Annotated in this window: 22 protein-coding genes; 14 read left to right on the top strand and 8 right to left on the bottom strand. The window is 71.3% G+C overall.

Annotated features, from left to right (window positions below):
• The first annotated feature begins 499 nt into the window (after window positions 1-499).
• Both ACFUJ1_RS28380 and ACFUJ1_RS28375 read left to right on the top strand, forming a co-directional pair.
• Window positions 500-2,614, top strand: a complete 2,115-nt coding sequence (locus ACFUJ1_RS28380; RefSeq protein ID WP_378650339.1) for a transglycosylase domain-containing protein — start codon at window positions 500-502, stop codon at window positions 2,612-2,614.
• Between the two features lie 95 nt (window positions 2,615-2,709).
• Window positions 2,710-4,383, top strand: a complete 1,674-nt coding sequence (locus ACFUJ1_RS28375) for a glycosyltransferase family 87 protein (RefSeq protein WP_378650337.1) — start codon at window positions 2,710-2,712, stop codon at window positions 4,381-4,383.
• Window positions 4,384-4,391: 8 nt separating this feature from the next.
• Here ACFUJ1_RS28375 and ACFUJ1_RS28370 read toward each other — a convergent pair whose 3' ends face one another.
• Window positions 4,392-5,948 (bottom strand): TerD family protein, encoded by a 1,557-nt coding sequence (locus ACFUJ1_RS28370; protein ID WP_378650329.1) that lies wholly within the window; start codon window positions 5,946-5,948, stop codon window positions 4,392-4,394.
• 14 nt (window positions 5,949-5,962) lie between these two features.
• Window positions 5,963-7,441: a TerD family protein gene (locus tag ACFUJ1_RS28365; RefSeq protein WP_378650327.1), complete on the bottom strand. Its 1,479-nt coding sequence runs from the start codon at window positions 7,439-7,441 to the stop codon at window positions 5,963-5,965.
• A gap of 219 nt (window positions 7,442-7,660) precedes the next feature.
• On the opposite strand from ACFUJ1_RS28365, the gene ACFUJ1_RS28360 reads away from it, so the two are divergent.
• From ACFUJ1_RS28360 to ACFUJ1_RS28345, 4 genes are all read left to right on the top strand, one after another.
• Complete coding sequence (locus tag ACFUJ1_RS28360) at window positions 7,661-8,284, top strand: AIM24 family protein (RefSeq protein ID WP_378650325.1); 624 nt, start codon at window positions 7,661-7,663, stop codon at window positions 8,282-8,284.
• 10 nt (window positions 8,285-8,294) lie between these two features.
• Window positions 8,295-9,011 (top strand): AIM24 family protein, encoded by a 717-nt coding sequence (locus tag ACFUJ1_RS28355; RefSeq protein WP_378650323.1) that lies wholly within the window; start codon window positions 8,295-8,297, stop codon window positions 9,009-9,011.
• Between the two features lie 3 nt (window positions 9,012-9,014).
• Window positions 9,015-9,779, top strand: coding sequence for an AIM24 family protein (locus tag ACFUJ1_RS28350; protein WP_378650321.1), 765 nt, complete (start codon window positions 9,015-9,017; stop codon window positions 9,777-9,779).
• Window positions 9,780-9,872: 93 nt separating this feature from the next.
• Complete coding sequence (locus tag ACFUJ1_RS28345; RefSeq protein WP_378650319.1) at window positions 9,873-10,922, top strand: alpha/beta hydrolase; 1,050 nt, start codon at window positions 9,873-9,875, stop codon at window positions 10,920-10,922.
• Window positions 10,923-10,954: 32 nt separating this feature from the next.
• Here ACFUJ1_RS28345 and ACFUJ1_RS28340 read toward each other — a convergent pair whose 3' ends face one another.
• Genes ACFUJ1_RS28340 through ACFUJ1_RS28325 form a run of 4 tightly spaced genes read right to left on the bottom strand, consistent with a single transcriptional unit; the run spans window position 10,955 to window position 16,593 of the window.
• The gene (locus ACFUJ1_RS28340; RefSeq protein WP_378650317.1) at window positions 10,955-11,809 is read right to left on the bottom strand and encodes an HAD family hydrolase; all 855 of its coding nucleotides are present in this window, start codon (window positions 11,807-11,809) and stop codon (window positions 10,955-10,957) included.
• The gene (locus tag ACFUJ1_RS28335; RefSeq protein ID WP_378650316.1) at window positions 11,806-14,157 is read right to left on the bottom strand and encodes a phosphoribosyltransferase; all 2,352 of its coding nucleotides are present in this window, start codon (window positions 14,155-14,157) and stop codon (window positions 11,806-11,808) included. The genes ACFUJ1_RS28340 and ACFUJ1_RS28335 overlap by 4 nt, the downstream gene beginning before the upstream one ends.
• Complete coding sequence (locus ACFUJ1_RS28330) at window positions 14,154-15,365, bottom strand: HpcH/HpaI aldolase/citrate lyase family protein (protein ID WP_378650314.1); 1,212 nt, start codon at window positions 15,363-15,365, stop codon at window positions 14,154-14,156. The genes ACFUJ1_RS28335 and ACFUJ1_RS28330 overlap by 4 nt, the downstream gene beginning before the upstream one ends.
• A 13-nt stretch (window positions 15,366-15,378) precedes the next feature.
• On the bottom strand, window positions 15,379-16,593 hold the full coding sequence (locus ACFUJ1_RS28325) for a hypothetical protein (protein WP_378650312.1): 1,215 nt from the start codon (window positions 16,591-16,593) through the stop codon (window positions 15,379-15,381).
• Window positions 16,594-16,725: 132 nt separating this feature from the next.
• Between ACFUJ1_RS28325 and ACFUJ1_RS28320 the strand changes: the two genes are divergently transcribed.
• From ACFUJ1_RS28320 to ACFUJ1_RS28310, 3 genes are all read left to right on the top strand, one after another.
• Window positions 16,726-17,301 carry a TerD family protein gene (locus ACFUJ1_RS28320; RefSeq protein WP_233015275.1) on the top strand — a complete coding sequence of 192 codons (576 nt, stop codon included), beginning with the start codon at window positions 16,726-16,728 and terminating at the stop codon, window positions 17,299-17,301.
• 134 nt (window positions 17,302-17,435) lie between these two features.
• Complete coding sequence (locus ACFUJ1_RS28315) at window positions 17,436-18,575, top strand: DUF475 domain-containing protein (protein ID WP_378650310.1); 1,140 nt, start codon at window positions 17,436-17,438, stop codon at window positions 18,573-18,575.
• A gap of 124 nt (window positions 18,576-18,699) precedes the next feature.
• The gene (locus ACFUJ1_RS28310; protein ID WP_233015277.1) at window positions 18,700-19,329 is read left to right on the top strand and encodes a Tellurium resistance; all 630 of its coding nucleotides are present in this window, start codon (window positions 18,700-18,702) and stop codon (window positions 19,327-19,329) included.
• On the opposite strand, the gene ACFUJ1_RS28305 is transcribed toward ACFUJ1_RS28310, so the two are convergent.
• Together ACFUJ1_RS28305 and ACFUJ1_RS28300 are read right to left on the bottom strand one after the other, a co-directional pair.
• Entirely contained in the window at window positions 19,259-20,623 is a 1,365-nt protein-coding gene (locus tag ACFUJ1_RS28305) for a hypothetical protein (RefSeq protein WP_378650308.1), read from the bottom strand. The two genes, ACFUJ1_RS28310 and ACFUJ1_RS28305, sit on opposite strands and share 71 nt — an antisense overlap.
• Before the next feature lie 43 nt (window positions 20,624-20,666).
• Window positions 20,667-21,491, bottom strand: a complete 825-nt coding sequence (locus ACFUJ1_RS28300; RefSeq protein WP_378650306.1) for an LLM class flavin-dependent oxidoreductase — start codon at window positions 21,489-21,491, stop codon at window positions 20,667-20,669.
• Between the two features lie 35 nt (window positions 21,492-21,526).
• On the opposite strand from ACFUJ1_RS28300, the gene ACFUJ1_RS28295 reads away from it, so the two are divergent.
• From ACFUJ1_RS28295 to rplI, 5 genes are all read left to right on the top strand, one after another.
• Entirely contained in the window at window positions 21,527-22,510 is a 984-nt protein-coding gene (locus ACFUJ1_RS28295; RefSeq protein WP_378650304.1) for an AraC family transcriptional regulator, read from the top strand.
• Between the two features lie 81 nt (window positions 22,511-22,591).
• Window positions 22,592-22,882: a 30S ribosomal protein S6 gene (gene rpsF / locus ACFUJ1_RS28290; RefSeq protein ID WP_233015281.1), complete on the top strand. Its 291-nt coding sequence runs from the start codon at window positions 22,592-22,594 to the stop codon at window positions 22,880-22,882.
• Window positions 22,883-22,981: 99 nt separating this feature from the next.
• Window positions 22,982-23,569 carry a single-stranded DNA-binding protein gene (locus tag ACFUJ1_RS28285; RefSeq protein WP_378650302.1) on the top strand — a complete coding sequence of 196 codons (588 nt, stop codon included), beginning with the start codon at window positions 22,982-22,984 and terminating at the stop codon, window positions 23,567-23,569.
• A 56-nt stretch (window positions 23,570-23,625) separates the two neighbouring features.
• Complete coding sequence (gene rpsR, locus ACFUJ1_RS28280; protein WP_067648985.1) at window positions 23,626-23,877, top strand: 30S ribosomal protein S18; 252 nt, start codon at window positions 23,626-23,628, stop codon at window positions 23,875-23,877.
• A gap of 17 nt (window positions 23,878-23,894) precedes the next feature.
• The gene (rplI, locus tag ACFUJ1_RS28275; protein ID WP_378650300.1) at window positions 23,895-24,350 is read left to right on the top strand and encodes a 50S ribosomal protein L9; all 456 of its coding nucleotides are present in this window, start codon (window positions 23,895-23,897) and stop codon (window positions 24,348-24,350) included.
• Window positions 24,351-24,591 lie beyond the last annotated feature (241 nt).

Below are 24,591 nucleotides of genomic sequence, written 5' to 3'. Positions count from 1 at the left end.
GACAGGGCCGTACCAGGGCGGCCCGCCGCCGAACGGGCGCCCCGCCCCCGGCGGCCCACCGCCGAACGGACGCCCCGCCCCCGGCGGCCCGAGACCCCCGGCGCAGAACCAGGGACGCCCGCCACGCCGCGACGGCGTGCCGTCCGGGCCGATCCCCGGCCCCGGCGAGCCGGCCAACCGCACCCAGCGCATCGCGCGCCCCGGCGAGCCCGCGCAGCGCGCGGGCAGCGCCGAGCGCACCCGCCCCGGCGCGAGCGACGCCGTCCGGCGACCCGTGACCGGCGAGGCCGCGCGGCGCGCGGCCCCCGCGGGCACCGGCGGCCGCGCCGCGGTCCGCCGCGATGGCACCGCAACCGGCGAACGCAGCAGGCAGGGTGGCCCGCCCGGCCCACCCACCCGCCGCGACGGCAAGGGCGGTGGCCGCGGCGGCGGCGGGCAGCGGAAGAAGAAGTTCCCGTGGAAGATCCTGCGCCGCACCCTCTACGTGCTGGTCGCGCTGATGATCGTGGTGCCGAGCGCGGTGTTCCTCGTCGCCTACAGCACGGTCTCGGTGCCGAAGCCGGGCGACCTGGAGACCAACCAGGTCGCCACCATCTTCGGCTCGGACGGCACCACCGTGCTCAGCAAGGTGATCCCGCCGGAGGGCAACCGCACCGAGGTCGGCATCGACCAGATTCCGCCGCACGTGCGCAACGCGGTGATCGCGGCCGAGGACCGGGACTACTACTCCAACCCGGGCTTCTCGCTCTCCGGCTTCGCCCGCGCCGCCAGGGACAACCTGCTCGGCAAGGAGAGCGCGGGCGGTGGCTCGACCATTACCCAGCAGTACGTGAAGAACGCCATGGTCGGTGACGAGCGGTCGCTCACCCGCAAGATGCGCGAGCTGGTGATCTCGGCCAAGATGGCGCGCCAGTGGAGCAAGGAGCAGATCCTCGCCGCCTACCTGAACACCATCTACTTCGGCCGCGGCGCCTACGGCATCGACGCCGCCGCGAAGGCGTACTTCGGCAAGCCGGTGCAGGAGCTGACCGTCTCCGAGGGTGCGGTGCTCGCCGCCACCATCCAGCTGCCGTCCGCGCTCGACCCGGAGAAGAACCCGGAGGGCGCCAAGACGCGCTGGGGCTACGTGCTCGACGGCATGGCCGCGGGCGGCAACCTGCCCGCCGCGGAGCGCCAGTCCATGCAGTACCCGCCGGTCATTCCGCTGGCCTCGCTGCAGGACAACGAGCTGGACCAGGGCCCGGAGGGGCTGATCAAGACCCAGGTGCTGCGCGAGCTCTCCGCCGCAGGCATCAGCGAGCAGCAGCTCAACACCGACGGCCTGCAGATCACCACCACCATCGACCCGCAGATGCAGGAGGCGGCGGTGAACGCCGCGCGCACCAAGATGGAGGGCGAGCCGGAGCAGCTGCGCACGGCGGTCGTCTCGATCGACCCGCGCACCGGCGCGGTCCGCGCCTACTACGGCGGCGAGGACGGCCAGGGCTACGACTTCGCCAACGCCGGGCTGCAGGTCGGCTCGTCGTTCAAGCCGATCGGCCTGGCCGCGAACCTGGAGCAGGGCATTCCGCTCTCGCAGATGTACGACAGCTCGCCGGTGACGGTGAACGGCATCAAGATCACGAACGTCGAGGGCGAGCAGTGCGGCACCTGCACCATCGCCGAGGCGCTCAAGCGCTCGCTGAACACCAGCTTCTACCGGATGCAGCTGGACATGCAGAACGGCCCGCAGAAGATCGCGGACATGGGGCACAAGCTCGGCATCCCGGAGTCGCTGCCCGGCGTCGGCAAGACGCTGACCGAGGCGGACGGCACCGGCCCGAACAACGGCATCGTGCTCGGCCAGTACCAGGCCAGGGTGCTCGACATGGCGTCGGTGTACGCGACCTTCGCCGCCTCCGGCATGTACCACGCGCCGCACTTCGTCTCCCGGGTGGTGACCGCCGACGGCACCGCCCTGCTCGACCGCGGCGACGTCCCCGGTGAGCAGCGGGTCTCGGCGGCGGTGGCGGACAATGTCACCGCGGCGATGAAGCCGATCGCGGGCTACTCGCGCAACCACGGGCTGGCGGGCGGCAGGGAGTCCGCGGCCAAGACCGGTACCGCCCAGCTCGGCGACACCGGCGAGAACAAGGACACCTGGATGGTCGGGTACACCCCGTCGCTCGCCACCGCGGTCTGGGTCGGCAGCACCGACAACTCGGCGCTGCGCAACTATGGCGGTTCCATGATCTACGGCTCCAGCCTGCCGTCGGACATCTGGAAGCTGACCATGGACGGCGCGCTCAAGGGCTCGTCGAACGAGACCTTCCCGAAGCCGGCGCCGATCAAGGGTCAGGCGGGCGTGCCCGAGTGGACCGCCCCCTACACCCCGCCGTCCAGCACCGAGGCGGAGCCGCTGCCGCCGGTGGTGATCACCCCGTCGCAGGTGGAGATCCTGCCCGGCATCACCATCCCGGTGCCAGGCATCGCGCCGCAGACCCAGCAGCAGCGCCCGCAGCAGCAGACCCAGCCGGACGCCGGGCCGCTGCCCGGCCAGCCGACGGCGACCGGCGCCCCCGGCGCGGGCGGCAACGAGGAGTCGGAGGGCGGCAGGCCGAGCGGCTCCCGGTAGCCTCGGATTTCGTGACCGAGCAGCAGGTGGCCGACGATCGAGCGGCCGGCGGTACCGTGCCGGCCGCCGGTTCGCCGGGCACCGGCCCGGACGCGGTGTACCACCCGCGGGTCGGCTACATCTCTCCCGCGCCGCTCGCGCCGGATCTGCGGTCGGCGGACGGGCGGGACAAGCCGAGCCGAAACGATTCGCTCGCCGCGCAGCTCAGCACCGCGGTCGGCGGGCCGGTCGGCGATCACGCGCTGATCGGCCGGGCCAGGTACTGGACGCCGCTGCGCGTGCTGCTCGTCTTCGCGGTGCTCTTCCTCGCGCTCGGCTGGTCGACCAAGGCGGCCTGCATCCAGCAGACCGCGGACGGCAACGGCCAGCTCTCGCTGGACTGGAACAACGGCCGCCAGTACGTGGCCATGTGCTACTCCGACACCGTGCCGCTGTACGGCGCGGAGCGGCTGAACGAGGGCGCCTTCCCGTACAAGAAGTACTGGATCGAGCAGACCCCCGAGGGCGGCACCGAGGTCAGGTACATGGAGTATCCGGTGCTCTCCGGGCTCTACCAGTACCTGGCCATGCGGATCGCGAAGACCTACGACATGCTGCCGCTGCCGGGAGCGGGGGCGCTGCAGGTCGTCGTCTACTTCAACGTGGTGGCGATCGGGCTGGCGCTGGCCTGGCTGGTCACCGTCTGGGCGACCACCCGCTCGGCAGGCAGGCGGCCGTGGGATGTCGCGCTGCTGGTCTGCTCGCCGCTGGTGATCGTGCACGCGTTCACCAATTTCGACGCCATCGCCACCGCCTTCGCCGCCACCGGCCTGCTGGCCTGGGCCCGGCGGCGACCGGTGCTGGCCGGGGTACTGCTCGGCCTCGGCGGCGCCGCCAAGCTGTATCCCCTGCTGCTGCTCGGCCCGCTGGTGATGCTGTGCCTGCGCGCCGACCCGCTGCACCGCGCTCCCGGCGCCCGCACCGGCCCCCCGCTGAGCTCGATCCGTAACCTGGACACCTTCCTGGACTGGTGGGACGGCAGGCGGCAGCGGCTCGAGGTGCTCAGCACCCGCCCGCTCGGCGCCGCGGGCGCCACCGTAGCCGCGGCCCTGCTGACGTGGGGCCTGGTGAATCTGCCGATCGCCCTGCTCTACCCCCAGGGCTGGCGCGAGTTCTTCCGCCTGAACACCACCAGGCACGCCGACCCCGACTCGATCTACAACGTGGTCACGTCGTTCACCGGCTGGTCCGGCTTCGACGGAGAGCTGGTGCACGGCGAGGCTCCCGGCATCCTGAACACGGTCTCCCTCGCCGCCTTCGCCCTGGCCTGCCTCGCCATCGCCTACCTGGCCCTCAAAGCCCCCCACCGCCCCCGCCTCGCCCAGCTCTGCTTCCTCCTGATCGCAGCCTTCCTGCTGACCAACAAGGTGTGGAGCCCCCAGTACTCCCTCTGGCTGGTCCCCCTGGCGGTACTGGCGCTCCCCCACCGCCGCATCCTCCTGGCCTGGATGACCGTCGACGCCCTGGTCTGGGTCCCCCGCATGTACTACTACCTCGGAACCGACCGCAAGGGCCTCCCCGAACAGTGGTTCACCGCCACAGTCCTGCTCCGAGATCTGGCAGTACTTGCCCTCTGCGCCCTGGTGGTCCGCCAGATCTACCGACCCGCCGAAGACCCGGTCCGCCGCGACTACGCCGACGACCCCCTCGGCGGCGTCCTCGACCGGTCCCCCGACCCCCTACTCCCCTGGCTCCCAGAACCCCTCCGCCCAAAGCCAGCCCCCCTCTGACTCAACCACTACACGCTCCGTAAGAACCGAGCCTGCCGCCCCGGCTCCTGCGGCAACAGATCCAACGCCAACTCCCAAGCCGACCCCGTCCAGGGATCGAACAACGGTGTCCCGGCGATGGTCGGCAGATGCCGACAAGACTGCGACAACGCGGCCAACGCACTCTCCGTCGAGTTCGACTCGTTCGCCCCCACGAACACCACGGACAATCCGATCAGCCCCCCGCGCAGCACCAGCGTCGACAGCCGCTGCACATCAATCCCCTGATACCCGTGCGGGAAATCGGCAGCCACCAGAATCCGATGCTCCCCCGGCGGTACCCCCGCCCCACCACTCAGAGCCAGCTCGGCCAACTCGACAGCCTCGACCAACTCCTGCAATCGCCCGGAAATGTCGGTGTGGTCGCTGATAGGCGCCCCCTCCAGCACCGGCGCGAGCAGCGGGGTAAGACTCCGAAACCCCTGACTCAAGTCGATGAGATCGACAGCGGTCCGCCGCTCCGGAGCCGCCGAGATCAACCGCGCCAGCAGCGCCCCCACCACCGGCGCGACAGCCGCACTGGACTCGGTATCGATCCAGAGCGGCCGATTCAACGGCACCGGGACGCAATACGGCACCCGCAGCGATCCGCGCTCGATCGCGTACAGCTCGCCGAGCCGGATCCCGTCCGACGCCGCGGGCGGACGATCCCATGCGGGTGCCTCCCAGGAAGCGAGCGCGGGCGGCAACAACCGATCCGCCTCGGCGAGCTCCCGCAGCAGCTGCTCACTGTCCCTGCGGTGATTCCCCTCGGCTATCCCGATCAACTCGTCGTAGCGCCGCTGCGCGAGTTGCCGCGCCTGCTCGGCGGCAGGGGTGTTCCGGGTAGCCGGATCGGAGACAGCAGCGGAAAGCTCCTCGTCCAGCCGCTTGTCGGCATAGTCGCGAGCCGCGATCAGCGCCGCCGCGGACCGCGCCGCATCCTCGAAGATCATCCAGATCCGCTCGAGACCGTGCGCCACCTCGAGCGGCGCACCGGGCACGGCTGCGCCTCCCGCGGTGGGGGCGGTGCCCCCACCGGGTCCGCCGGCGCTCTCCGGCGCGGGCGCGGCGATGCCGTGCGCGGGCAGCAGCGCATCCATCCCGCCCGCGTACCCCTGCCCGACCGCGCGCAGCTTCCACCCGTTCCCGCGCCGGTACACCTCGAAGCAGATCAGCGCCGTCTCCCCCGCCGACGGGGTGACGGTGAACCGCGCGATCCCCGCCCCGTCCGCCCCGGTGAGCACGGCATCGACCACGCCGACCCCACCGGGCGGCAGCGGCACCGCCGGGTCGACGGCCGCGACGAGCAGCACCGCCTGCGCGTCGGCCCGCACGGCAGGCGGGTCGACGACGACGGCGCTGCCGGTGAGCGCGACGCCCGGCGCGGCCCGGCGCTCGGCGGATATGTGATCCTCCGGGCCGGTGACCCGCAGGTTGTCCGCCACCACCAGGGCCGCGAGGCGCAGCGCCGCACCGGCGGATGCCTCGAATCGCACGGCCCCGCCGGTGAGCGGGATGTTCTGCCCGGCCTGCAACTGGATCACGACATCTGCTCCGCTCAGCTGTTCACCAGGAATCGGCCCAGCTGCGGGACCGCCTCGCCCGGGTGCTTGGCCTGGAATCCCTCGCCGAGCGCGACGAATTTCCAGTCGCTGCCCGCGCGGTAGATCTTGGCCATCGCCATGGCGGTGAACGGCATGCCGCCTGCCAGGGTGAAGCGCGCCAGCTCGGCATTGTTGCTGCCGTCGACCAGGCGGCAGAACGCGTTCTGCACCTGTTCGAACGAGTGCCCCTTGTAGGAGGTGACGATGAAGAGCAGCGTGTTGACGTGCGCGGGCACCCGGGTGAGATCCACCAGGATCACCTCGTCGTCGCCGTCGCCCTCGCCGGTCAGGTTGTCGCCCTGGTGCCGGACCGAGCCGTCCTTGGAGCTGAGCTGGCCGTAGTAGGCCACGTCGACCAGGTTGGTGTCGGCGAACAGGGTGACCGAGGCATCGAGGTCGATGTCGACGGTGCGGCTGCCGAACATGCCGCGGGTGCGCACCGGGTCCCAGCCGAGCCCCATCTTGACGAAGGTCAGCTGCACGCCGCCCTCCTTGCGCAGCGTGACCCGCTGGCCCTTCTCCAGGCTGACCGGCCGGTCCTTGCTCAGGCTCACCTCGGCGGGCGGTTGCTGCGGCGGGGCGGCGGGCGGGTAGCCGCCCTGGGGGTGACCCTGCTGCGGGTAGCCGCCCTGCTGCGGCGGCGAGCCCTGCTGGCCGCCCTGCTGCGGCGGCGGCGGGTAGCCCTGCTGGCCGCCTTGCTGCGGGGGCGGGTAGCCCTGCTGGCCGCCCTGCGGCGGGGGCGGGTAGCCGCCCGGCCCACCCTGCTGCGGCGGGGGCGGGAAGCCACCCGGCCCACCCTGCTGCGGCGGCGGGTAGCCCTGGGTCGGCGCCGACTGCTGCGGCGGCGGGTACCCGCCCTGCGTCGGCTGCGCGACCTGGGTCGGCGCGGGCGGCGGCGGGGGCGGCGCGCTCTGCGCCTGCGGGGCGGGCGAATCGTCGACGCTCACACCGTGATCGGTGACCAGCGCCGCGAACCCGCCCGCGTAACCCTGCCCGACCGCGCGCACCTTCCAGGCACCCTGGCGCCGGTACAGCTCCAGCGCGATCACGATGGACTCGCTGGCCAGGCCGTCGATCCGATACTCGAAGAGCTGGTTGCCCGACGCGTCGGAGACGATCGCGGTCGGGGCGGGGAACCGGCCGAAGTTGCTGTTCGAATCCTCCAGCGTGATCACCGCGCGGATCTGCGCGATGTCCGGCGGCACCTGCGCGAGCGAGACCGCGAGCGCCGCGGGTCCCCCGGCCGCGGGCACCAGGTTCACGCCGGGACCGCTCGGCTGATTGAAGAAGACGAAGTCGGCGTCGGTGCGGACCTTCCCCTGTTCGGTGACGAGCAGCGCGGAGAGATCCGCGGGAGCCGTGAGCTGGATGGAGACCACGACGTCGTTGACTGCCAGTGGGCCGTTCTGGCCTTTGGCGAGTGATGCGGACAAGTTCGACCCTTCGCTTGTCGGTGCGTTCGAAGCCACTCTACGAGAATCGCCCGCGGGCGCGGCAGCGTGAACATCCTGGGGACAATTGGGGACAAATCGGAACCTGTGCACAACCGGCGTTCGCGAAGACCGCAGGCCACAGCCGGATCGGTTACTGTGTCGCTCGCACGGAACACCGCGAACCCTGCGCCGTTCCCCCGAGACCACAGGCGACTTCCTATGGCACAGCTGTTCGAGCAGTCGAAGAAGGTGATCGAAGCCCACCTCGCCGGCACCAGTGTCCGCGCGATCTCCGGCTCGATGATCGCCTACGAAGGAAACGTGCAGTTCAAGTCCGCCGGGTTCGGCGGCGGCGACGGCGTGCTGGCCGGGCTCAAGCGCCGCGCCACCGGTGAGAAGCTCTCACTCATGGAGTGCGGCGGCAACGGCCGCGTCTTCTTCGCGGTGAACGGGCAGAACGTCACCGTGGTGAACCTGAACAACGAGACGTTGCAGGTGGAGTCGCAGCAGCTGCTCGCCTTCGCGGGCAATCTGCGCACCGACATCCGCTTCGCCGGGGTGCGCGGCGCCAGCACCGGCGCGGGGCTGTTCACCACGACGGTCACCGGGCAGGGCCAGGTGGCCCTGCTCTCCGCGGGCGGCCCGCTGATCCACCTCGAGGTCAGCCCGCAGTACCCGCTGATCGTCGATCCGGATGCCTTCGTCGCCGCTCAGGGCAATCTGAACCAGTCCTTCGTCACCGACGTCTCGTGGCGCACGGTCATGGGGCAGGACGCGGGCGAGGCCTTCTCGCTGCGCTGGGACGGGCAGGGCGTCGTACTGATCCAGCCCGCGGAACGGTAAGGGGCGCAGCATGTTCGAGAAGGTCAACGGCAAGGTCGTCAAGGTCAACACCGGCGCGGCGGGCGGCGTGGTCGCGCGCAAGGGCGCGATGCTCTTCTACACCGGCGACGTCTCGTTCTCCCCGCACCAGATCGCGGGCATGGGCGGCGGCGGCATGGGCGGCATGGGCGGCGGCATGATGCGCATGGCCGGCCGGATGATGGCGGGCGAGCACGAGAGCACGATGCTGGCCCAGGGCAACGGCGAGGTGCACTACGGCCTGGCCGGGCTCGAGGTGCACGTGGTGCAGATGCAGCAGGGGGCGGTGCTCCGGGTGGAGGCCTCCCGGCTGCTGGCCAACTCCGCGCAGCTGCAGAGCTCGATCGTCTCGGTGGCGAGCTCGAACAGCGGTGGCGGCGGCGGTGGTGGCGGCGGCATCATGGGCGCGCTGCGCGGCGCCGCCTCCGGCGCGCTCACCGGGCAGGGCATGTTCACCACCCAGCTCAGCGGCCAGGGCTCGGCGGTGCTGCTCGCGCACGGCGGGTTCCTGGAGCTGCAGGTGGGCGGGCCGAACCCGATCGTGGTCGATCCGCAGGCCTTCGTCGCCGCGTACGGCAATGTGCAGACCGAGCTGAAGACGGCGATGAGCTGGCGGGACGCGGTCGGCCGCGGCGCCGGTGAGGCGATGCAGCTGCACTGCGTCGGCCAGGGCATCGTCTACGTGCAGGCCTCCGAAGAGAAGTTGTGAGCCATGAGCCAGATCCTGAACCCCATGAATCTCGGTGAGAGCGACAACATCCCGGGAAACAGCTACGCGTACTCCATCGACCTGAACAAGCCCTGGTTCATGCGCAAGGGCGCGATGATCGCCTACTACGGGCAGATGAACTTCCAGGTGCTCACGCACGGCCTGCACGGCGGGCTGCTGCACATGGTCTCCACCCAGTTCTCCGCGCCGCTCTTCACCGGTGACTACGTGGTGGCAGAGGGGCACGGGAAGCTGATCATCGGCGACCGCGGCTACGACATCAACTCCTACGACCTGGACGAGGGCAACCTCACCATCCGCGCGGCCAACCTGCTCGCCTTCGAGCCGGGGCTCTCGCTGAACCAGTCCATCGTGCCCGGCTTCCTCACCCTGATCGGCACCGGCAAGTTCCTCGCCTCCTCGAACGGCCCGGTCATGTTCGCCGAGCCGCCGTTGCGGGTCGACCCGGAGTCGCTGGTCGGCTGGGCGGACTGCCCGTCCCCGAGCCACCACTACGACCAGCGCTGGATCACCGACTTCCTGGCGGCGGGCGCGGCGCGGTTCGGCGTCAGCTCCGGCGAGGAGCGGCAGTTCGACTTCACCGGCGCGGGCACCGTGCTCATCCAGTCCAGCGAGAAGGTGCTCAGCGATTCCCAGGTGGTCCGCACCATCGAGGGGCAGTTGCAGAGCGGGATGACGGTCGGCGGGCTGCAGCGGTTGCAGGGCGTGATCGCCCAGCAATTGGCCGGACAGCAGCAACAGTACTGAGAACGGCTGCGCGCCGGTATATTCGGGCGCGCTCCGCCGATCGATTCGGTGGGCCGCGAATTCTCGCGGTTGCAGGACGAACGAAGGACGAGGATGTCGATCCGCCGCGCCGGTAGGCGAACCATGGTCGCGGCGGTACTCGCCGCCTGCCTGATCGGCTCGGTGAGCCCGGCTCTCGCCGAACCGGCACCGGCCCCGAACGTCGTGACCGCCAAGGCGGTCGCGCCGGGCGGCTCCTACGTGGAGAAGGTGGAGGCACTCGACGCGCGCAACGTCCGGCTGCACATCCACTCGGCCGCCATGAACAAGACCCTGATGGTCGACGTGCTCCGCCCCGCCGACACCTCGGCGCCGCGGCCCTCGCTCTACCTGCTGAACGGGGCTGGCGGTGGCGTCGACTCGGCCTCCTGGCAGCGGATGACCGACGCACTGCAGTTCCTCGGCGACAAGAACGTCAACGTGGTGCAGATCATCGGCGGCGCCTGGACCTTCTACACCGACTGGAAGTCGACCGACCCGGTCCTCGGCGTGAACAAGTGGAAGACCTACATCAGCGAGGAGCTGCCGCCGCTGGTCGACGCGGTGCTCGGCACGAACAAGGTGAACGCCATCGCCGGGCTCTCGATGTCCGGGGTGTCGGTGCTGAACCTGGCCATCGCCAAGCCCGGGCTGTACCGCAGCGCGGCCGTCTACAGCGGGCTGGCGCAGACCAGTGACCCCATCGGCCAGAACATGGTGAAGGTCACCGTGGAGACCTGGGGCGGCGGCGACGCCGAGAACATGTGGGGCCCGGCCGACGATCCGCTGTGGAAGGCGAACGACCCCATCGTGAACGCCGAGCAGCTGCGCGGCACTGACCTGTTCGTCTCCACCGGCAGCGGGATCCCCGGCGTCTACGACGAGCCGGGCGGGAAGTTCCGGCTGGAGAAGCCGGCCGATACCCCGCAGACCGTCGCGATCGGCGCGGTCATCGAGGCGGGCGTCAACTGGTCGACCCACAACCTGGACAACCGCCTGCGCGATCTCGGCATCCCCGCCACCTTCGTCTACCGCGACAGCGGCACCCACTCCTGGGGCTACTGGCAGGACGACCTCAAGGCCTCCTGGCCCGTCCTGGAGAAGGGCCTGAACTCCCAGCCCTGACGAGCCGGTGGGGTGCGGGGTAGGCCGAAGGCCTACCCCGCGAGCCTTTTCGCCGCCGTGGCGGCGGACGCACCGACGCCGGTGTGGAACCACTCCACCATCTCGGCCCCCGCATCGGCCCCCCGCGACTCCGTGAGCACGAGATTCGGACTGCTCCAGCCCAATTCCTCCAGCTCCCCGTGCCGCGGCCGCACAGCGAAATCCGCCGACGCCAGCAACTCCGCGTCCAACGCCCCGTCCCCCGCGGCGAGCAAGGGCGCGTCGAGCGTCAACCGACCTTCGTCGAGCAGCCGCCGCCGAACCTCGGCAACGGCAACGCTCTTGCACACCGCCACCGGCATGGCATAGATCTTCCGCCCCTGCTGCGAGGCACTCCACCCGTGCGCCCGGCACCACCCGTCCCACTCCGCGAGGAACCCCGCCGGCATGGCCGCCACGTTCACCACCAGGTAGCAGAAGAGCTCGTCCGCCTCCCGGAACTTGAGCACCCAGGAATCGTCGATCCGCCGCAGCAGCTCGGCCCGCACCTCGGCCAGCCCGGCCCCGCCCGCCGCCGCATCCCGCCCGGCCGCAGCCCGCCACGCATCATCCGGCTCCCCGTCGACAAGCAGGTTCCCGCCGTTGCTCGTCACCGCGTACCGGAACGGCCCGCCGGGCAGCGCGATCCGCCGGTACTGCTCGATGGTCCTGGTGGTGGTCGGCAGCACGACGGCGAGCCCGGCCAGCTCCCGGAGCCGGAGGGCGGCCCGCTCGGTCATGAAGGAGAGCGGCTCCCCGTCCAGATACTCCACGCAGACCAGCGCGTCGGCGTCACCGCTCGCCGCCCGCGAGTAGATCATGGTGCGGTCCAGGTCGGTGGCCACCAGGGCCGGTAGAGCAGAGCTCACTGCACGTCCTTGATCAATCCCATACACGAATAGGCCAGGTCGGGCACGACCTCGACCGGGACATCCCGCGCCGCGGCCAGCATCCGGATGTGCGCGTGCTCCGGCGCGTCGGCCTCCCGCACCAGCACCCGCCACGGCACCCGGCGCAGCAGCACGCGCGTGGTCTCCCCGACCCCGGGCTTGACGAAATTGACCGTGCCGATGCCGTACTCGGCGCGCACCCGCTCCACCGACTCCCACCCGGTCCAGGTCGGGGTGCGGTCGCCCGCCCGGAGCGCCGCCACCTGCGCGGGCACCCGGTCGCGCACGGTGTCGAAGGCCGCGGTGACGGTGTCGAGCAGCCGCCCGGAGACGTCGTCGGCGGCGAGTTCGCGGTAGAACTTGGCGCCGTGGAAATCGCGGGGGCCGATCAGCTCGGCGTTCAGCACGGTCCGGGAGACCAGCCCGGAGACGGTGGAATTCAGGCAGGCCGAGGCGATCAGGAAGTCGTCGCGGGTGCCGAAGGTGCGCACGCAGTGGCCCGGGTCGGCGAGCACCGCGAGCTCACCGTCGAAGCGGGCGCCGCCCGCGGCGCGGTACTCGTCCAGCGCGGCGGTGAGCTCCCTGGCGATGGCACCCTTGCCGGTCCAGCCGTCCACGAAGACCACCGAGGCGGGGTCGTGGTGCGCCGCCAGGTAATCCAGCGCCACCGCGTCGATACCTCGATCGCGCACGATGGACACGGCGTAGTGCGGCACCTCGAGTGCCGGGCTCCGGCGCTGCAGCCAGCGCCGCATGAGGATGCCGATCGGCGTCCCCGCCCTGGCCAGCGAGGCCAGCACCACGTCGTCTCCGCGCTCGGCGACCACCAACTCGGCCACCGTGCCGACGGCGAGCGCGAGCCGCTCGGCGCTGTCGGCGAGGACCTTCTCGAACAGCTCGCGGTAGGCGGCGTCCGGCTGGAACTCGATCGGCAGCGACTCCGCGTAGTGCGCGACCCCGGCCTGGATCCGGCGCTCCCGCTCCGCCACATCGGCCTCCAGGTCGAGCGCGGAGAGGTCTGTGAGCAGCCAGGCCACCTCGTCGGCGGCGTAGGAGCCGAAGTCGGGGCCGTACAGCGGCTCCGGCAGCGCGCGGGCCGCGCGCAGCGACCGCGGATCGGCGCCGGGAACCACCGCGACCAGCACATCGGCGCCCCCGGCGGTGAGCACGTCGAGCAGCCCGCCGGCGGCGATGAGCGCGGGGGTGTCGGCTGGTTCGTCCAGTACCAGCACGAGCAGCGGGTCGGCGCCGCCGGGCCAGGCCGCGTTGTAGAGGTAGCGCGGCGCGTCGTCGCCGGACTCCGGCGCGGTGAACCGGAAGCCGCGGCGCAGCGGGTAATCCGGCTCGTCCAGTACGTACGCCGGTGAGCGCGTCGTGGTCTGGAACCGCGCCGGGGTACCCGCCGCGGCCAGCGCATCGGCCAGGCGAAGCGGCAGGTACATGAGCTCCTCGTGGCCGACCACGACAACCGGCCGGGCAGGGTCGAGCCCGCTCCGCAGCGCCGCCGCGGCGGCGGTCAGCGCCTGCTCGAACCCGGGCAGATCAGCGCGCAGGAACCCGTGCCGCCCGCCCTCCGGAACGGCGTCGGGCCACGGCAGCCGCACCCGCGCCACCGAACCTCGCCGCGCGGCGACCGGGTTCAGCCGGTGCTCGGGCAGCGCCGCCACCGCGGCGGGCAGGTCGGCGGGCACCTCGGCGCGCCCCGCCGCCAGGCACACGGTGTCGATCCGGGCGCCCAGCTCGGCGGCCGCGGCCTCGACCTTCGCCCGATCCGCCGCCGTGCGCATGTCGACCAGGCTGGCCAGCACGTAGTGCGTGCGCGGCGCGACGGCGTGCAGCGCGCGCAGGGCCTCCACCGCGGTGGCCCCGGTCGAGATCTCGTCGTCGACCAGGACCAGCGGCAGCCCGTCGGCGAAGACCTCGGCGGGCTCCGGCTGCAGCAGGTGCGAGGTGGCGTGCGAGTGTCCCTCCTCGAACCCGGCGAAGGTGTGCGCGCCCGGCACCGCGCGGCGGGTGGAGTGCAGGTAGCACCTGGCGCCGATCCGGGCGGCGACGCAGTGCCCGAGCCCGGTCGCGGTCTCGGCGAAGCCGAGCACGACGGCGGCGCTCTCGCCCAGCCGCTCGCGCACCAGGTCACCCAGGCGATTCCCGGCGTCGAGCACCGCGGCGGGGTCGGTCGGGATGTGCTTGCCGAGCACCGTGGAGACCAGCAGGTGCGCGCGCCGCGGGTTGCCCCTGCGCAGCCCCGGCTCGATCAGCTCGGGCACGGTCGCCGTGCCCGAGCCGTGGTGTACGCCGAAGCCGAGCTCCCTGGTCGCCCAGCTCATTCCGTCACCAGCGCGGTGAGCAGGTCGACGAAGGAGACGCCCTTGTTCGCCACCCCGAAGACCCGCGCGCGCAGCACGGTCTGCCTGGCCCAGCTGCGGTGCGGGCGCATCTCGTTCATCTTGTTCCGGTAGCCGGAGGCCGCGACCCCGCCGACGTCGGCGCGCAGGATGTCCAGCGCGTCCGAGTACTCCTCGTGCGTCACCACCGAGAGCGCGTGCACGGCGGCCACGTGCGACGGGTGGATCACCGTCTTGCCCTGGATGCCGTTGGCCCGGTCCAGCGTGATCTCCCTGAGCAGCCCGTCCAGATCCCGGCTCACCAGGTACTGGCGAAATTTCACCGCGTCCGACTCCTCGAAGGGGGCGGTGCGCAGCAGCGGCCGGAACATCCGCTCGTGGTCGGCGAAGTACTCCCAGACCGGGCCGGTGATCACGAAGCCGGAGCCGTCGGCGCGGCCCAGGTAGTTCACGATGTCGGCGATCACGTCGGCGACCACCCGGACGTCGTAGATGGTGAGGTCGCGGTCGCGGCGGATGCCGAAGGTGGCGCACATGTCGGTGGCGCCGACCCGCACCGCGAGCACCTGCTCCCGGTGCGCGGCCAGCAGCTCCGCGATCCGGGTGAGCTCCCGGTCCCTGGTCTGCCGGTGCACCAGCGCCGCCGACTCCAGCACCGGCATGGCGTACACGGTCCGGCCGAGCCGCTGCGTCGCCACCGCGAGCGCCGCGAAATAGGAGGGGCCGGTGAGGCTGTCGAACTTGGGGAAGACGAAGCCGGTGAGTACCGCGGCGCCTGCACCGAGCGCCTCCGCGATCTCGGTGATGGTGGCGGCGTCGCGCACCCGCACGAAGAGCATCGGGTTGGGGTCCGGGTCGGCGGCGAGCTCGTCGAGCACCGCGACCGCCTGCGCCTTCGCCCACTCGACCTCGTGGTCGGCGACCGCGTCCTCCAGGTCGATCACCATGGAACAGACGCCGCGCGCGGCCCGGCGCCGGATGGTTCCCGCTAGGTCGTCCCTGGTCGCCGGGACGTACAGCGTCGCGCCGAGCGCGATCGCGAGCAGCTCCCGCTCATCGCTGTCGCCGAACGACTGCGGCCGCCGGTGGAACAGCTCCGGCGCCCTTCCCTCCGGCAGCTGCCGGAAATGGCACAGCAGCTTCCGTTTGCGCAGGGAGACCTCCTGCGCGACGGCAACGCTCGCGGTCATCGCGGCCCCGTCCTCATCCTCGTCGGTGTCCTGGTTCTTTTCGCATTCGATCCACCACGCCGGTGATGAATTCCGCGATGGTGTCGAGCTCTGTGACGTATGCCCAGTAGTTCGGGTGCCTACCGGTCAGGGCGGCGGCGGCGCGGTCGATTCGGTCGATCTGGGCATCGAGTACCGAACCCCATTCGGCGACGAGCCCCCGGCTCACCGCGAGCATCTGCGCGTCCCGCAGCCGGAATCGTACGGCCTCGGCCTTGGAATTCGGGTTCGCGGCGACCTCGCGCAGCAGGGTGAGTCGCCGGGTGACGGCATCGACCTGCTGCTCGGCCGCCGCGAGGCTGGCGCGCGCGGAAGTGGTCAGTTCAAGCGCGGTCTCCGGATCGTGCGCGGCCGCCGCGGCCCGCGCACCCGCGAGTGCGGTGTCCGCGGCGGCGACGGCCTGCTGGCTCTCCCGCTCATTGTTGGTCAGATCTGCCGAACTCGCAGCGTTGAACTCGCGCAGCAGCGCCGAGTAGGCGGCGGCGAGCCCTTCGGCCCTGGTCCGGACGGCGGCGATGCGGGTGGTCACCGAGGCGATCGCATTGGCCGCGGCGCCGCGCCGAGAAGGGGCCTGCGCCAATGCTTCCGACAGCAGCGCGGTCAGCTCGCGCAGCGCGGTCGCGGCGGCGCGCACCCGGCCCGGCCCCGCCGTGGTGGCCGCGGCCAGTGTGAGCAGCGCCTCATCCACCGCGGCGACCCCGGAGCGAATCGAGCGGTATCCGGCGTACTCCGAGCTCGCAGCGGCACCGAGCACCCGCTCCGCCTCGGCGCTCACCTCCTCGGCGAACCGGGGCACCGCGCCCAGCACCGCGACCGCGTCCTCCAGCCGGGCCCGGTTCGCGTTCCAGAACTCGTCCACCGCGCGCGCCGCCTCGGCGAGCTGCCTGGTGACCTGCTCGGCGCGCGGCGCGCCGCCCGGCACCGGGGTGCCGTCCCGCTCCGCCGCCTCCAGATCGTCGTTCAGGGCCAGATACACCCCGGCCGCCGCGTAGCAGCGGTTGCGGACCGGTTCCCAGCGCCGCGCGAGCGCCGGATCGGGCCGCACCTCGGCGACCGCGAGCACCGCCGAATCGGCAGCGCTCTGCCGTCGGTCCATGTCCAGAAAGGCCGCGACCACACCGGCCCGAGCCTGCTCGATCCACTCGTCGCGCCCCGACGAGCCGAACCATCCACGCCTGCGCCCTGCCACGCCCCGATCGTAGGAGATGGCCCTGAGCGCCGGTTCCTACGCAAGTTCGCCGAAACCTACTAGTGTCGTATGGCGTACCCGGCGATTCGGACATGTCGGGATCACACACCGACCATCGAAAGGGATTCCCGCATGGGTGTCAGTCTGTCCAAGGGCGGCAACGTTTCGCTGAGCAAGGCAGCCCCCAACCTGACGGCCGTCGCGGTCGGCCTCGGCTGGGACGTTCGGACCACAACGGGTACCGACTTCGACCTGGATGCCAGCGCCATCGCGGCAGGCGCGGACAAGAAGGTCGTGTCCGACCAGCACTTCGTGTTCTTCAACAACCTGAAGTCCCCGGAGGGCGCCATCGAGCACGCCGGCGACAACCGCACCGGCGAGGGCGAGGGCGACGACGAGGTCATCAACGTCGACCTGGCCAACACCCCGGCGAACATCGAGAGCATCGTCTTCCCGGTCTCGATCTACGACGCGGAGACCCGCCAGCAGTCCTTCGGCCAGGTCCGCAACGCCTACATCCGGGTCTCGGATCGCAGCAACGGCGAGGAGCTCGCCCGCTACGACCTCTCCGAGGACGCCTCCACCGAGACCGCGATGGTCTTCGGCGAGCTGTACCGCAACGGCGCCGAGTGGAAGTTCCGCGCCATCGGCCAGGGCTACGCCTCCGGCCTGTCCGGCATCGCGCGCGACTACGGCGTGAACGTCTGACGCACGACCACGTGTGAGGGGGCCCGGTAACGGGCCCCCTTCTCGTGCGGCGTCGTCCCAGGTGGACAATGCGCGGCGACGCATTCACCCTGGACGGCGGTCAAGTTCGGCCTCGACAACGAAAGGTCCCCCCGGTGGTCCTGCGCATATTCGGCCTCTCCGGCCTCGTCACAGTGATCTCACTGGTCGCGGCCTTCCTGTACGGCGGCCCGACCGCACTGTTCCTCTGCCTCATCCTCGGCATCCTCGAGGTGTCGCTCTCCTTCGACAACGCCGTCATCAACGCCACGGTCCTGCGGCGGATGAGTGAATTCTGGCAGAAGATCTTCCTCACCGTCGGCATCCTGATCGCCGTCTTCGGCATGCGGCTGCTGTTCCCGCTGGCGATCATCTGGGTCACCGCGGGGCTGAACCCGGTGCAGGCGTTCGACCTCGCGCTGAACCCGCCCGCCGACGACGCCGCCTACTTCCCGGACGGCAGCGCGAGCTACGAAACCCTGATCACCGACGCGCACCCGCAGATCGCGGCCTTCGGCGGCCTGTTCCTGGCGCTGCTCTTCCTGAACTTCATCTTCGAGGAGCGCGAGATCACCTGGCTGAGCTGGCTGGAGAAGCCGCTGGCCAAGGCGGGCAAGCTGGACATGCTCTCGATCGTGGTCTCCGGTATCGCGCTGGTGCTGGCCGCGGAGTTCCTGGCCGACGACGACAACCGCGCCACCGTGCTGCTGGCCGGGCTGCTCGGCATGATCACCTACATCGCCGTCGACGGCCTCGGCTCGATGTTCCACACCGAGGATGTCGAGGAAGACCTCGACGAAGCGGGCAAGGAGCTGGAGGGCAAGCGCACCGGCCCCTCCGACCTGGCCAAGGCCACCGGCAAGGCGGGCTTCTTCCTCTTCCTCTACCTGGAAGTCCTGGACGCCTCGTTCTCCTTCGACGGCGTCATCGGCGCCTTCGCCATCACCGCCGACCCGATCATCATCGCGCTCGGCCTCGGCCTGATCGGCGCCATGTTCGTCCGCTCGATCACCGTCTACCTGGTCCGCCAGGGCACGCTGTCCGAGTACGTGTACCTGGAGCACGGCGCGCACTGGGCGATCGGCGCGCTCGCCACCATCCTGCTGGTCTCGATCGGCGTGCACATCAACGAGATCATTACCGGCCTGGTCGGCGTCGCCTTCATCGGCGCCGCCTTCTGGTCCAGCATCCGGCGCAACCGCAAAGCGGCCGCCGCGGAGACCGGCAACGAACCGGCGACCACCCCGGTCGCCTGACCGCCACGCACCACCCCGCCCCGGAGCGGCAGCGAAATTTCGCTGCCGCTCCGGGCATTTCCGGGGTCGCGCGCGTTAGGCTCGGAGCCACCTGACCACCGTGTCGAGTTGGAGGGGGATCGCGATGGCGGCCGACAACCGGGCCGGGACCGGCGGCGTCGACCTGAACAAGGTGACGCTCTCGAAGGCGGCGCCGAGCGTCGACCTCGCCAAACCGGGGGAATCGCAGGGGGTTCTGCGCGTCAACCTCCGCTGGGCCAGCGGCAAGCCCCGGCTCTTCCGCCGCGGCGGCTCGATCGATCTCGACCTCGGCTGCCTCTACGAACTCGCCGACGGCAGCAAGGGCGTGGTGCAGGCGCTCGGCAACAACTACGGCTCGCTGCACGCGCCGCCCTTCATCGAGCTGGACGGCGACGACCGCAGCGGCGGCTCGGTCGGCGGCGAGACCATGCGGATCGATCTCGGCCGCCCGGAACAGTTCCGCCGGGTGCTGATCTTCGCCTTCATCTACGAGGGCGTGCCGAACTGGGCGGCCGCCGACGGGGTCGTCACGCTCTTCCCGACCACCGGCCCGCAGATCGAGGTGCGGCTGGACTCCCCGGTGAACGACGCCCGCTCCTGTGCCATCGCGCTGCTCAGCAATACCGGCGGCCGGATCTCGGTGCGCCGCGAGGTGAACTACATCAGCGGGGCGCAGCAGGCACTGGACGAGGCGTACCGCTGGGGGATGCAGTGGCGCGAGGCGCGGAAGTGACCCGGTCGTCGCGCTGCTCCGCCCGCAGGAACAGCACGAAGAACACCGCGAGCAGCACCGCCCGCCCCCAGACCCCGAACTGCACCACGTTCTCCAGCGGCTCGACGCCATCGCCGGTGCCGAGCGCGGAGAAGTAGCGGAAGACGCCGACCCCGATCGCCACATCCGCGACCAGGTACGCGCCGACCAGCCACCACGGCACGACGAGCAGCACGAGGAACGGCACGAGCCACAGCGTGTACTGCGGGCTGTGCACCTTGTGGAAGAGCAGGAAACCGCAGAGCATCGCGCCGCTCACGCCGACCCACGGGTATACCCCGCTGCGCTGCCAGCGGCGCCGCCCCAGCCACAGCGCCAGCGCGAACGACGCCAGGATCAGCACCGGCGAGGCGAACGAGACGGTGTGCTGGAAGTTCTCCTCACCCGCTGAGCTCGCCGGGTAGAGCGGGCGCAGCCCCCAGTACCAGAGCGAGTTCGTGGTGATGTCGGCCTGGCGCAGCCGCTGGAAGGCGAACGACGCCAGCCAGCCATCGAACCCGGCCAGCGCGAACGGCAGGTTCACCAGCAGCACCGTGCCCGCGGCCGCGGCACCGGTGAGCAGCGCGCCGCGCACGTCCCGCCGCCCGCCCGGCCCGGCGCCGCCGGTGAGCACGTACGCCATCAGCGGCAGCACGAAGATGCCCGGGTAGAGCTTGAGGCAGAAGCCGAGGCCGAGCAGGACCGCCGCCGCCACCCCGCGGGTCCGCAGCGACCAGCGCGGCACCGTCACCACGTACACCGCCGCCACCGCGGTGCAGACCACCGGCAGCTCCCAGTTGTGGAAGGCGTAGAGCACCAGCGGGGTTCCGATCGCCCACAGCAGCGCGGCGGCACCGGCCATCCGGGCCAGCATCCACGCCGTGAGCAGCGCGAACGGGGCGAGCAGCAGTGCCGACCAGCGCAGGAAGTCGGCGTCGGTGTGCGCCGGGATCGCGCCGAGCCACATCAGCACCCCGCTCAGCACCGGGTACTCCACGACGCCGCCGACCAGCGCGCCGTCCGGGGTGATCGAGCCGCCGATGTACGGGAAGACGTGGTTGTCGATATCCCGGCCCAGCCAGAGGAACTGGATATCGGAGTAGCAGACGTCGGCGTCCTTGGCGGAGTCGAAGACCGCGCTGCGGCCGTCCGGGTGGAACGGGGCGCCCGCGCACCTGGCCTTGTTCAGGTAGCCGAGCACGAGGGTCAGCCCGCAGAGCAGCAGCACCGCCGTCGCGAGCGCCGCACGGCGGGTGACCCGGCGTCCGATCGGCATGGAACCCACCCTAGAGGAGGGGTCGGCGCGGGGACGGGGTCGGTCAGTGGGCCCGCAGGCGGGTCCGGACTTCGGCCGCGTGGGCGTAATCGTGCTCGGTGTCGGGGCCGGTCGGGCTCAGGATGAGGCGGCGCACCCCGGCGGCGGCGAAGGCGGCGGCCTGCTCGGTGGTCGCGTCGGGGCCGTCCGGGCTGAGCGGCGCCACCAGCGAGACCGCAGGCACCGGGCGCCCGAGCTCGGCGGCTAGCGCGCGCAGCTCCGCGATCCCCTGCTCCAGCGCCCCGACCTCGGGCCGCAGACTCAACCACTCCGCCCCGAACCGCACCGCCCGCCGCCGCGCGGCCCGCACCTCTCCGGCAACCACCAGCGGCGGCATCGGCGCGACCGGCGCCAGCGCGATCGGGGCGCCGTACGCGCCGACCGGCTTCCCGGCGATCAGGTCGGGCAGCAGCTCGAGCGCCGCGTCGGTGCGGGCCGCGCGCTCGCCGACGGGAACACCGGCCGCGCGCCAGGAGCCGTCACCGTGCGCGGTGTTCCCGGTCCCGACGCCGAGGACCAGCCGATTCCCCGACACGTGCTGCAGCGTCGCGACCTGCTTCGCCACCCACGGCGCCGGCCGCAGCGCCAGGATCAGCACCCCCCAGCCGAGCCGCACCCGCTCGGTCACCGCGGCGGCCGCCGCGAGCACGACGGCGCCGTCCAGGATCGGCGCCGAGGCCACCAGCTGGTCGGTGGCCCACACCGAATCCAGTCCGAGCCGCTCGGCGGTGCGCGCCGCGGCGACCACGTCGCCGATGATCGGCCGCTCCGGGTCCGGCGTCGACGTGGGCAGGAAAACCCCGATCTCGGGGACGCTCGCAGTACTCATGGCTTCGACGGTAGGCCGGATGCGAGAGTGTTCCCATGCCGCCGACGCTCGATTTCCTGTCCGGAACGCTCACCTTCTCCGAGCACGCCGGCCTCGACCCGGTCTCCGGGCTGATCGCCGCGGCCCGCACCGGCCGCCCGGCCGCGGGGCTCTTCGTCCGGCACGCGCCGTGGGGCAGGCGCTACCCCGTTGTCCCCGGCGCCGGATTCCACGTGGTCGTCGAGGGTTCCTGCGTACTCAGGGCGGCGGACGCCGAGCCGGTCACCCTGCACGCAGGCGACGTGCTCTTCATGCCGCGCGGCGCCGACCACGACCTCGCCGACGCCACCGGCTCCGCGATCACCGAAACCGCGCACCCCGGCGAGCCGCGCATCGTCGCAGGCCAGGGGACGCGCTGCGTCCTGCTCTGCGGCGCCTACGAACTCGACGGCGACCGCGCGCACCCGCTGATCGGCACGCTGCCCGAGTTCGTGCACCTGCCCGGCCGCCCGGAGCGGCACCGCGCGCTGAACGCCGCGGTCGACCTGCTGCTCGCCGAGATCACCGAGCGCCGCCCCGGCGCCGACGCCGCGATCCCGGCACTGCTCGACACCATGCTGCTCTACGTCCTGCGCGCCTGGCTCGCCGAGCAGGCGGCGGCCGAGCACCCGGCGGGCTGGGCCGCCGCGCTCACCGATCCCGCCGTCTCCGCCGCGCTGCACGCCATCCACGCCGATCCGGCCCGGCCGTGGACCGTCACCGCGCTCGGCGCCAGCGCCGGTGTCTCGCGCGCGACCATGGCCAGGCGCTTCACCGCCACCGTCGGCGAGCCGCCGCTGGCCTACGTCGCCCGCTGGCGAATGCTCACCGCGGCACGGATGCTGCGCGAATCGGACGCCACGCTCACCGCGGTCGCCCGCGCGGTCGGCTACGCCTCCGAGTTCGCCTTCGCCAAGGCGTTCAAGCGCGCGTACGGCACCGCGCCCGGGCGCTACCGCAGGCGGGGCATCGATTTCGCCGGTCAGGGCCCCGTCGGGTAGCCTTGCCGGGTTGCTGACGCAACGACCCTCCTGCCACGGAACGTCCGTGGCCGATTCGAGTCCACAGGAGGTGAATGGTCCGTGCGTCAATATGAAGTGATGGTCATCCTCGATCCAAGTCTGGATGAGCGCACCGTCGGCCCGTCGCTGGAAAATCTGCTCAGCGTCGTCCGCACCGAAGGCGGCAAGATCGACAAGGTCGATATCTGGGGCCGCCGTCGTCTCGCCTACGAGATCAGCAAGCAGGCCGAGGGCATCTACGCCATCGTCGACCTCACCGCCGAGCCGGCGACCGTGAGCGAGCTCGACCGCCAGCTGGGTCTGAACGAGACGGTGCTGCGCACCAAGGTGCTGCGCCACGGCAAGAAGTAATCGCACTGCTGCCCCTTCGGAAAGCGTCGGTGCCTGTCTCTAGGCTCTAGCGCAACCGAGCGAGCAATCGCTGATCCCCCCTTCCCAGGAGGAACCTCAATGGCAGGCGACACGGTCATCACCGTCATCGGAAACCTGACGGCCGACCCCGAACTCCGATTCACGCCCGCGGGCCAGGCGGTGGCGAACTTCACCGTTGCCTCCACCCCCCGCGTGTTCGATCGCAATTCGAACGAGTGGAAGGACGGCGAGGCCCTCTTCCTGCGCTGCAACATCTGGCGGGAAGCGGCGGAGAATGTCGCCGAGAGCCTGACCAGGGGCGCGAGGGTGATCGTCAGCGGCAGGCTCAAGCAGCGCTCCTACGAAACCCGCGAGGGTGAGAAGCGCACCGTGGTCGAGCTGGAGGTCGACGAGGTCGGCCCGTCCCTGCGGTACGCGACGGCCAAGGTCAACAAGACCAGCCGTGGCGGTGGCGGGGGCGGTGGTTTCGGCGGCGGCTCCGGTGGCTCCGGTGGGGGCGGCGGCGGATACAACAACGCGAACAGCGGGGGCGGCAGTAACCGGGGCAGCGGCGGCGGTGGCGGTGGCAACACCAACAGCGCCGACGACGATCCCTGGGGCAGCGCGCCCGCGGCAGGCTCCTCCTTCGGGGGCGGCGGCCGCAATGACGACGAACCGCCGTTCTGACGAACGGCTTCCCGGCCCGGGTAACCGAGGGCCACATGAAAACGGAGTAGAAGACGATGCCGAAAGCGCCCGCGCGCGAAAAGGTGCTGAAGAAGAAGGCCTGCCAGTTCTGCAAGGAGAGCAAGACCGGCACCGTCCACATCGACTACAAGGACACGACGCTGCTGCGCAAGTACGTCAGTGATCGCGGCAAGATCCGCGCACGCCGGGTGACCGGCAACTGCGTGCAGCACCAGCGTGATGTCGCTGTCGCCGTCAAGAACTCGCGTGAGGTGGCGCTGCTGCCTTACGTGTCCACCGCTCGCTGAGAAGGAGGCACACGCAGATGAAGCTGATTCTTACCGCTGACGTGGACAACCTCGGTGCGCCCGGCGACACCGTGGAGGTCAAGGACGGCTACGGCCGCAACTACCTGCTGCCCCGCGGCCTGGCGATCGTGGCCAGCCGCGGCGCGCAGAAGCAGGTCGAGGGCATTCGCCGGGCGCAGGACGCCCGCCGGGTGCGCGATCTCGACCACGCCAACGAGCTGAAGCAGGCCCTCGAGGGGCTGACCGGGGTCAACCTGGCGGTCAAGACCGCGGGCACCGGCAAGCTCTTCGGCTCGGTCACCCAGTCCGACGTGGCCTCGGCCATCAAGACCGCGGGTGGCCCCGTGATCGACAAGCGCAGCATCGAGCTGCCGAAGTCGCACATCAAGAGCACCGGCAAGCACGACGTGGTGGTGCACCTGCACCCCGACGTGGCGGCCAAGCTCGGCGTCGACGTCGTCGCCGCGAGCTGATTCGCACGCTCCGCCAGACCGTTCCCCAGGCACCTCGGGGAACGGTCTGGTGGCGTGCGCACTCCGGTCATGCATCCGGGGGTGCGGGCGCGAATCCCGCCACACTTCTCGGTTGCGCCGAATTAGCCTCACCGCCGGTGCTACCGCGCGGAACCTTCCCGGTCCGTTCACCTGCGCACACTCCCCACCGTGGGACAGCCCTGTGGATTACCGGAAAAACCGACCGGCCCCGCTGTGATTC

Origin of the sequence: Nocardia sp. NPDC057227 (genome assembly GCF_042669725.1) — a bacterium.
Classification (GTDB): domain Bacteria; phylum Actinomycetota; class Actinomycetes; order Mycobacteriales; family Mycobacteriaceae; genus Nocardia; species Nocardia asteroides_A.
The sequence above is the reverse complement of the archived record's forward strand: the minus strand, read 5'-3'. Positions and strand labels throughout refer to the sequence as shown.

Coding starts and splice junctions, on each gene's coding strand:
- ACFUJ1_RS28320 (WP_233015275.1), top strand. CDS start 16,726: ATGGGTGTCAGTCTGTCCAAGGGCGGCAACGTTTCGCTGAGCAAGGCA.
- ACFUJ1_RS28380 (WP_378650339.1), top strand. CDS start 500: ATGATCGTGGTGCCGAGCGCGGTGTTCCTCGTCGCCTACAGCACGGTC.
- ACFUJ1_RS28310 (WP_233015277.1), top strand. CDS start 18,700: ATGGCGGCCGACAACCGGGCCGGGACCGGCGGCGTCGACCTGAACAAG.
- ACFUJ1_RS28360 (WP_378650325.1), top strand. CDS start 7,661: ATGGCACAGCTGTTCGAGCAGTCGAAGAAGGTGATCGAAGCCCACCTC.
- ACFUJ1_RS28305 (WP_378650308.1), bottom strand. CDS start 20,623: ATGCCGATCGGACGCCGGGTCACCCGCCGTGCGGCGCTCGCGACGGCG.
- ACFUJ1_RS28335 (WP_378650316.1), bottom strand. CDS start 14,157: ATGAGCTGGGCGACCAGGGAGCTCGGCTTCGGCGTACACCACGGCTCG.
- ACFUJ1_RS28355 (WP_378650323.1), top strand. CDS start 8,295: ATGTTCGAGAAGGTCAACGGCAAGGTCGTCAAGGTCAACACCGGCGCG.
- rpsR (WP_067648985.1), top strand. CDS start 23,626: ATGCCGAAAGCGCCCGCGCGCGAAAAGGTGCTGAAGAAGAAGGCCTGC.
- ACFUJ1_RS28295 (WP_378650304.1), top strand. CDS start 21,527: ATGCCGCCGACGCTCGATTTCCTGTCCGGAACGCTCACCTTCTCCGAG.
- ACFUJ1_RS28330 (WP_378650314.1), bottom strand. CDS start 15,365: ATGACCGCGAGCGTTGCCGTCGCGCAGGAGGTCTCCCTGCGCAAACGG.
- ACFUJ1_RS28300 (WP_378650306.1), bottom strand. CDS start 21,491: ATGAGTACTGCGAGCGTCCCCGAGATCGGGGTTTTCCTGCCCACGTCG.
- rplI (WP_378650300.1), top strand. CDS start 23,895: ATGAAGCTGATTCTTACCGCTGACGTGGACAACCTCGGTGCGCCCGGC.
- ACFUJ1_RS28350 (WP_378650321.1), top strand. CDS start 9,015: ATGAGCCAGATCCTGAACCCCATGAATCTCGGTGAGAGCGACAACATC.
- ACFUJ1_RS28285 (WP_378650302.1), top strand. CDS start 22,982: ATGGCAGGCGACACGGTCATCACCGTCATCGGAAACCTGACGGCCGAC.
- ACFUJ1_RS28345 (WP_378650319.1), top strand. CDS start 9,873: ATGTCGATCCGCCGCGCCGGTAGGCGAACCATGGTCGCGGCGGTACTC.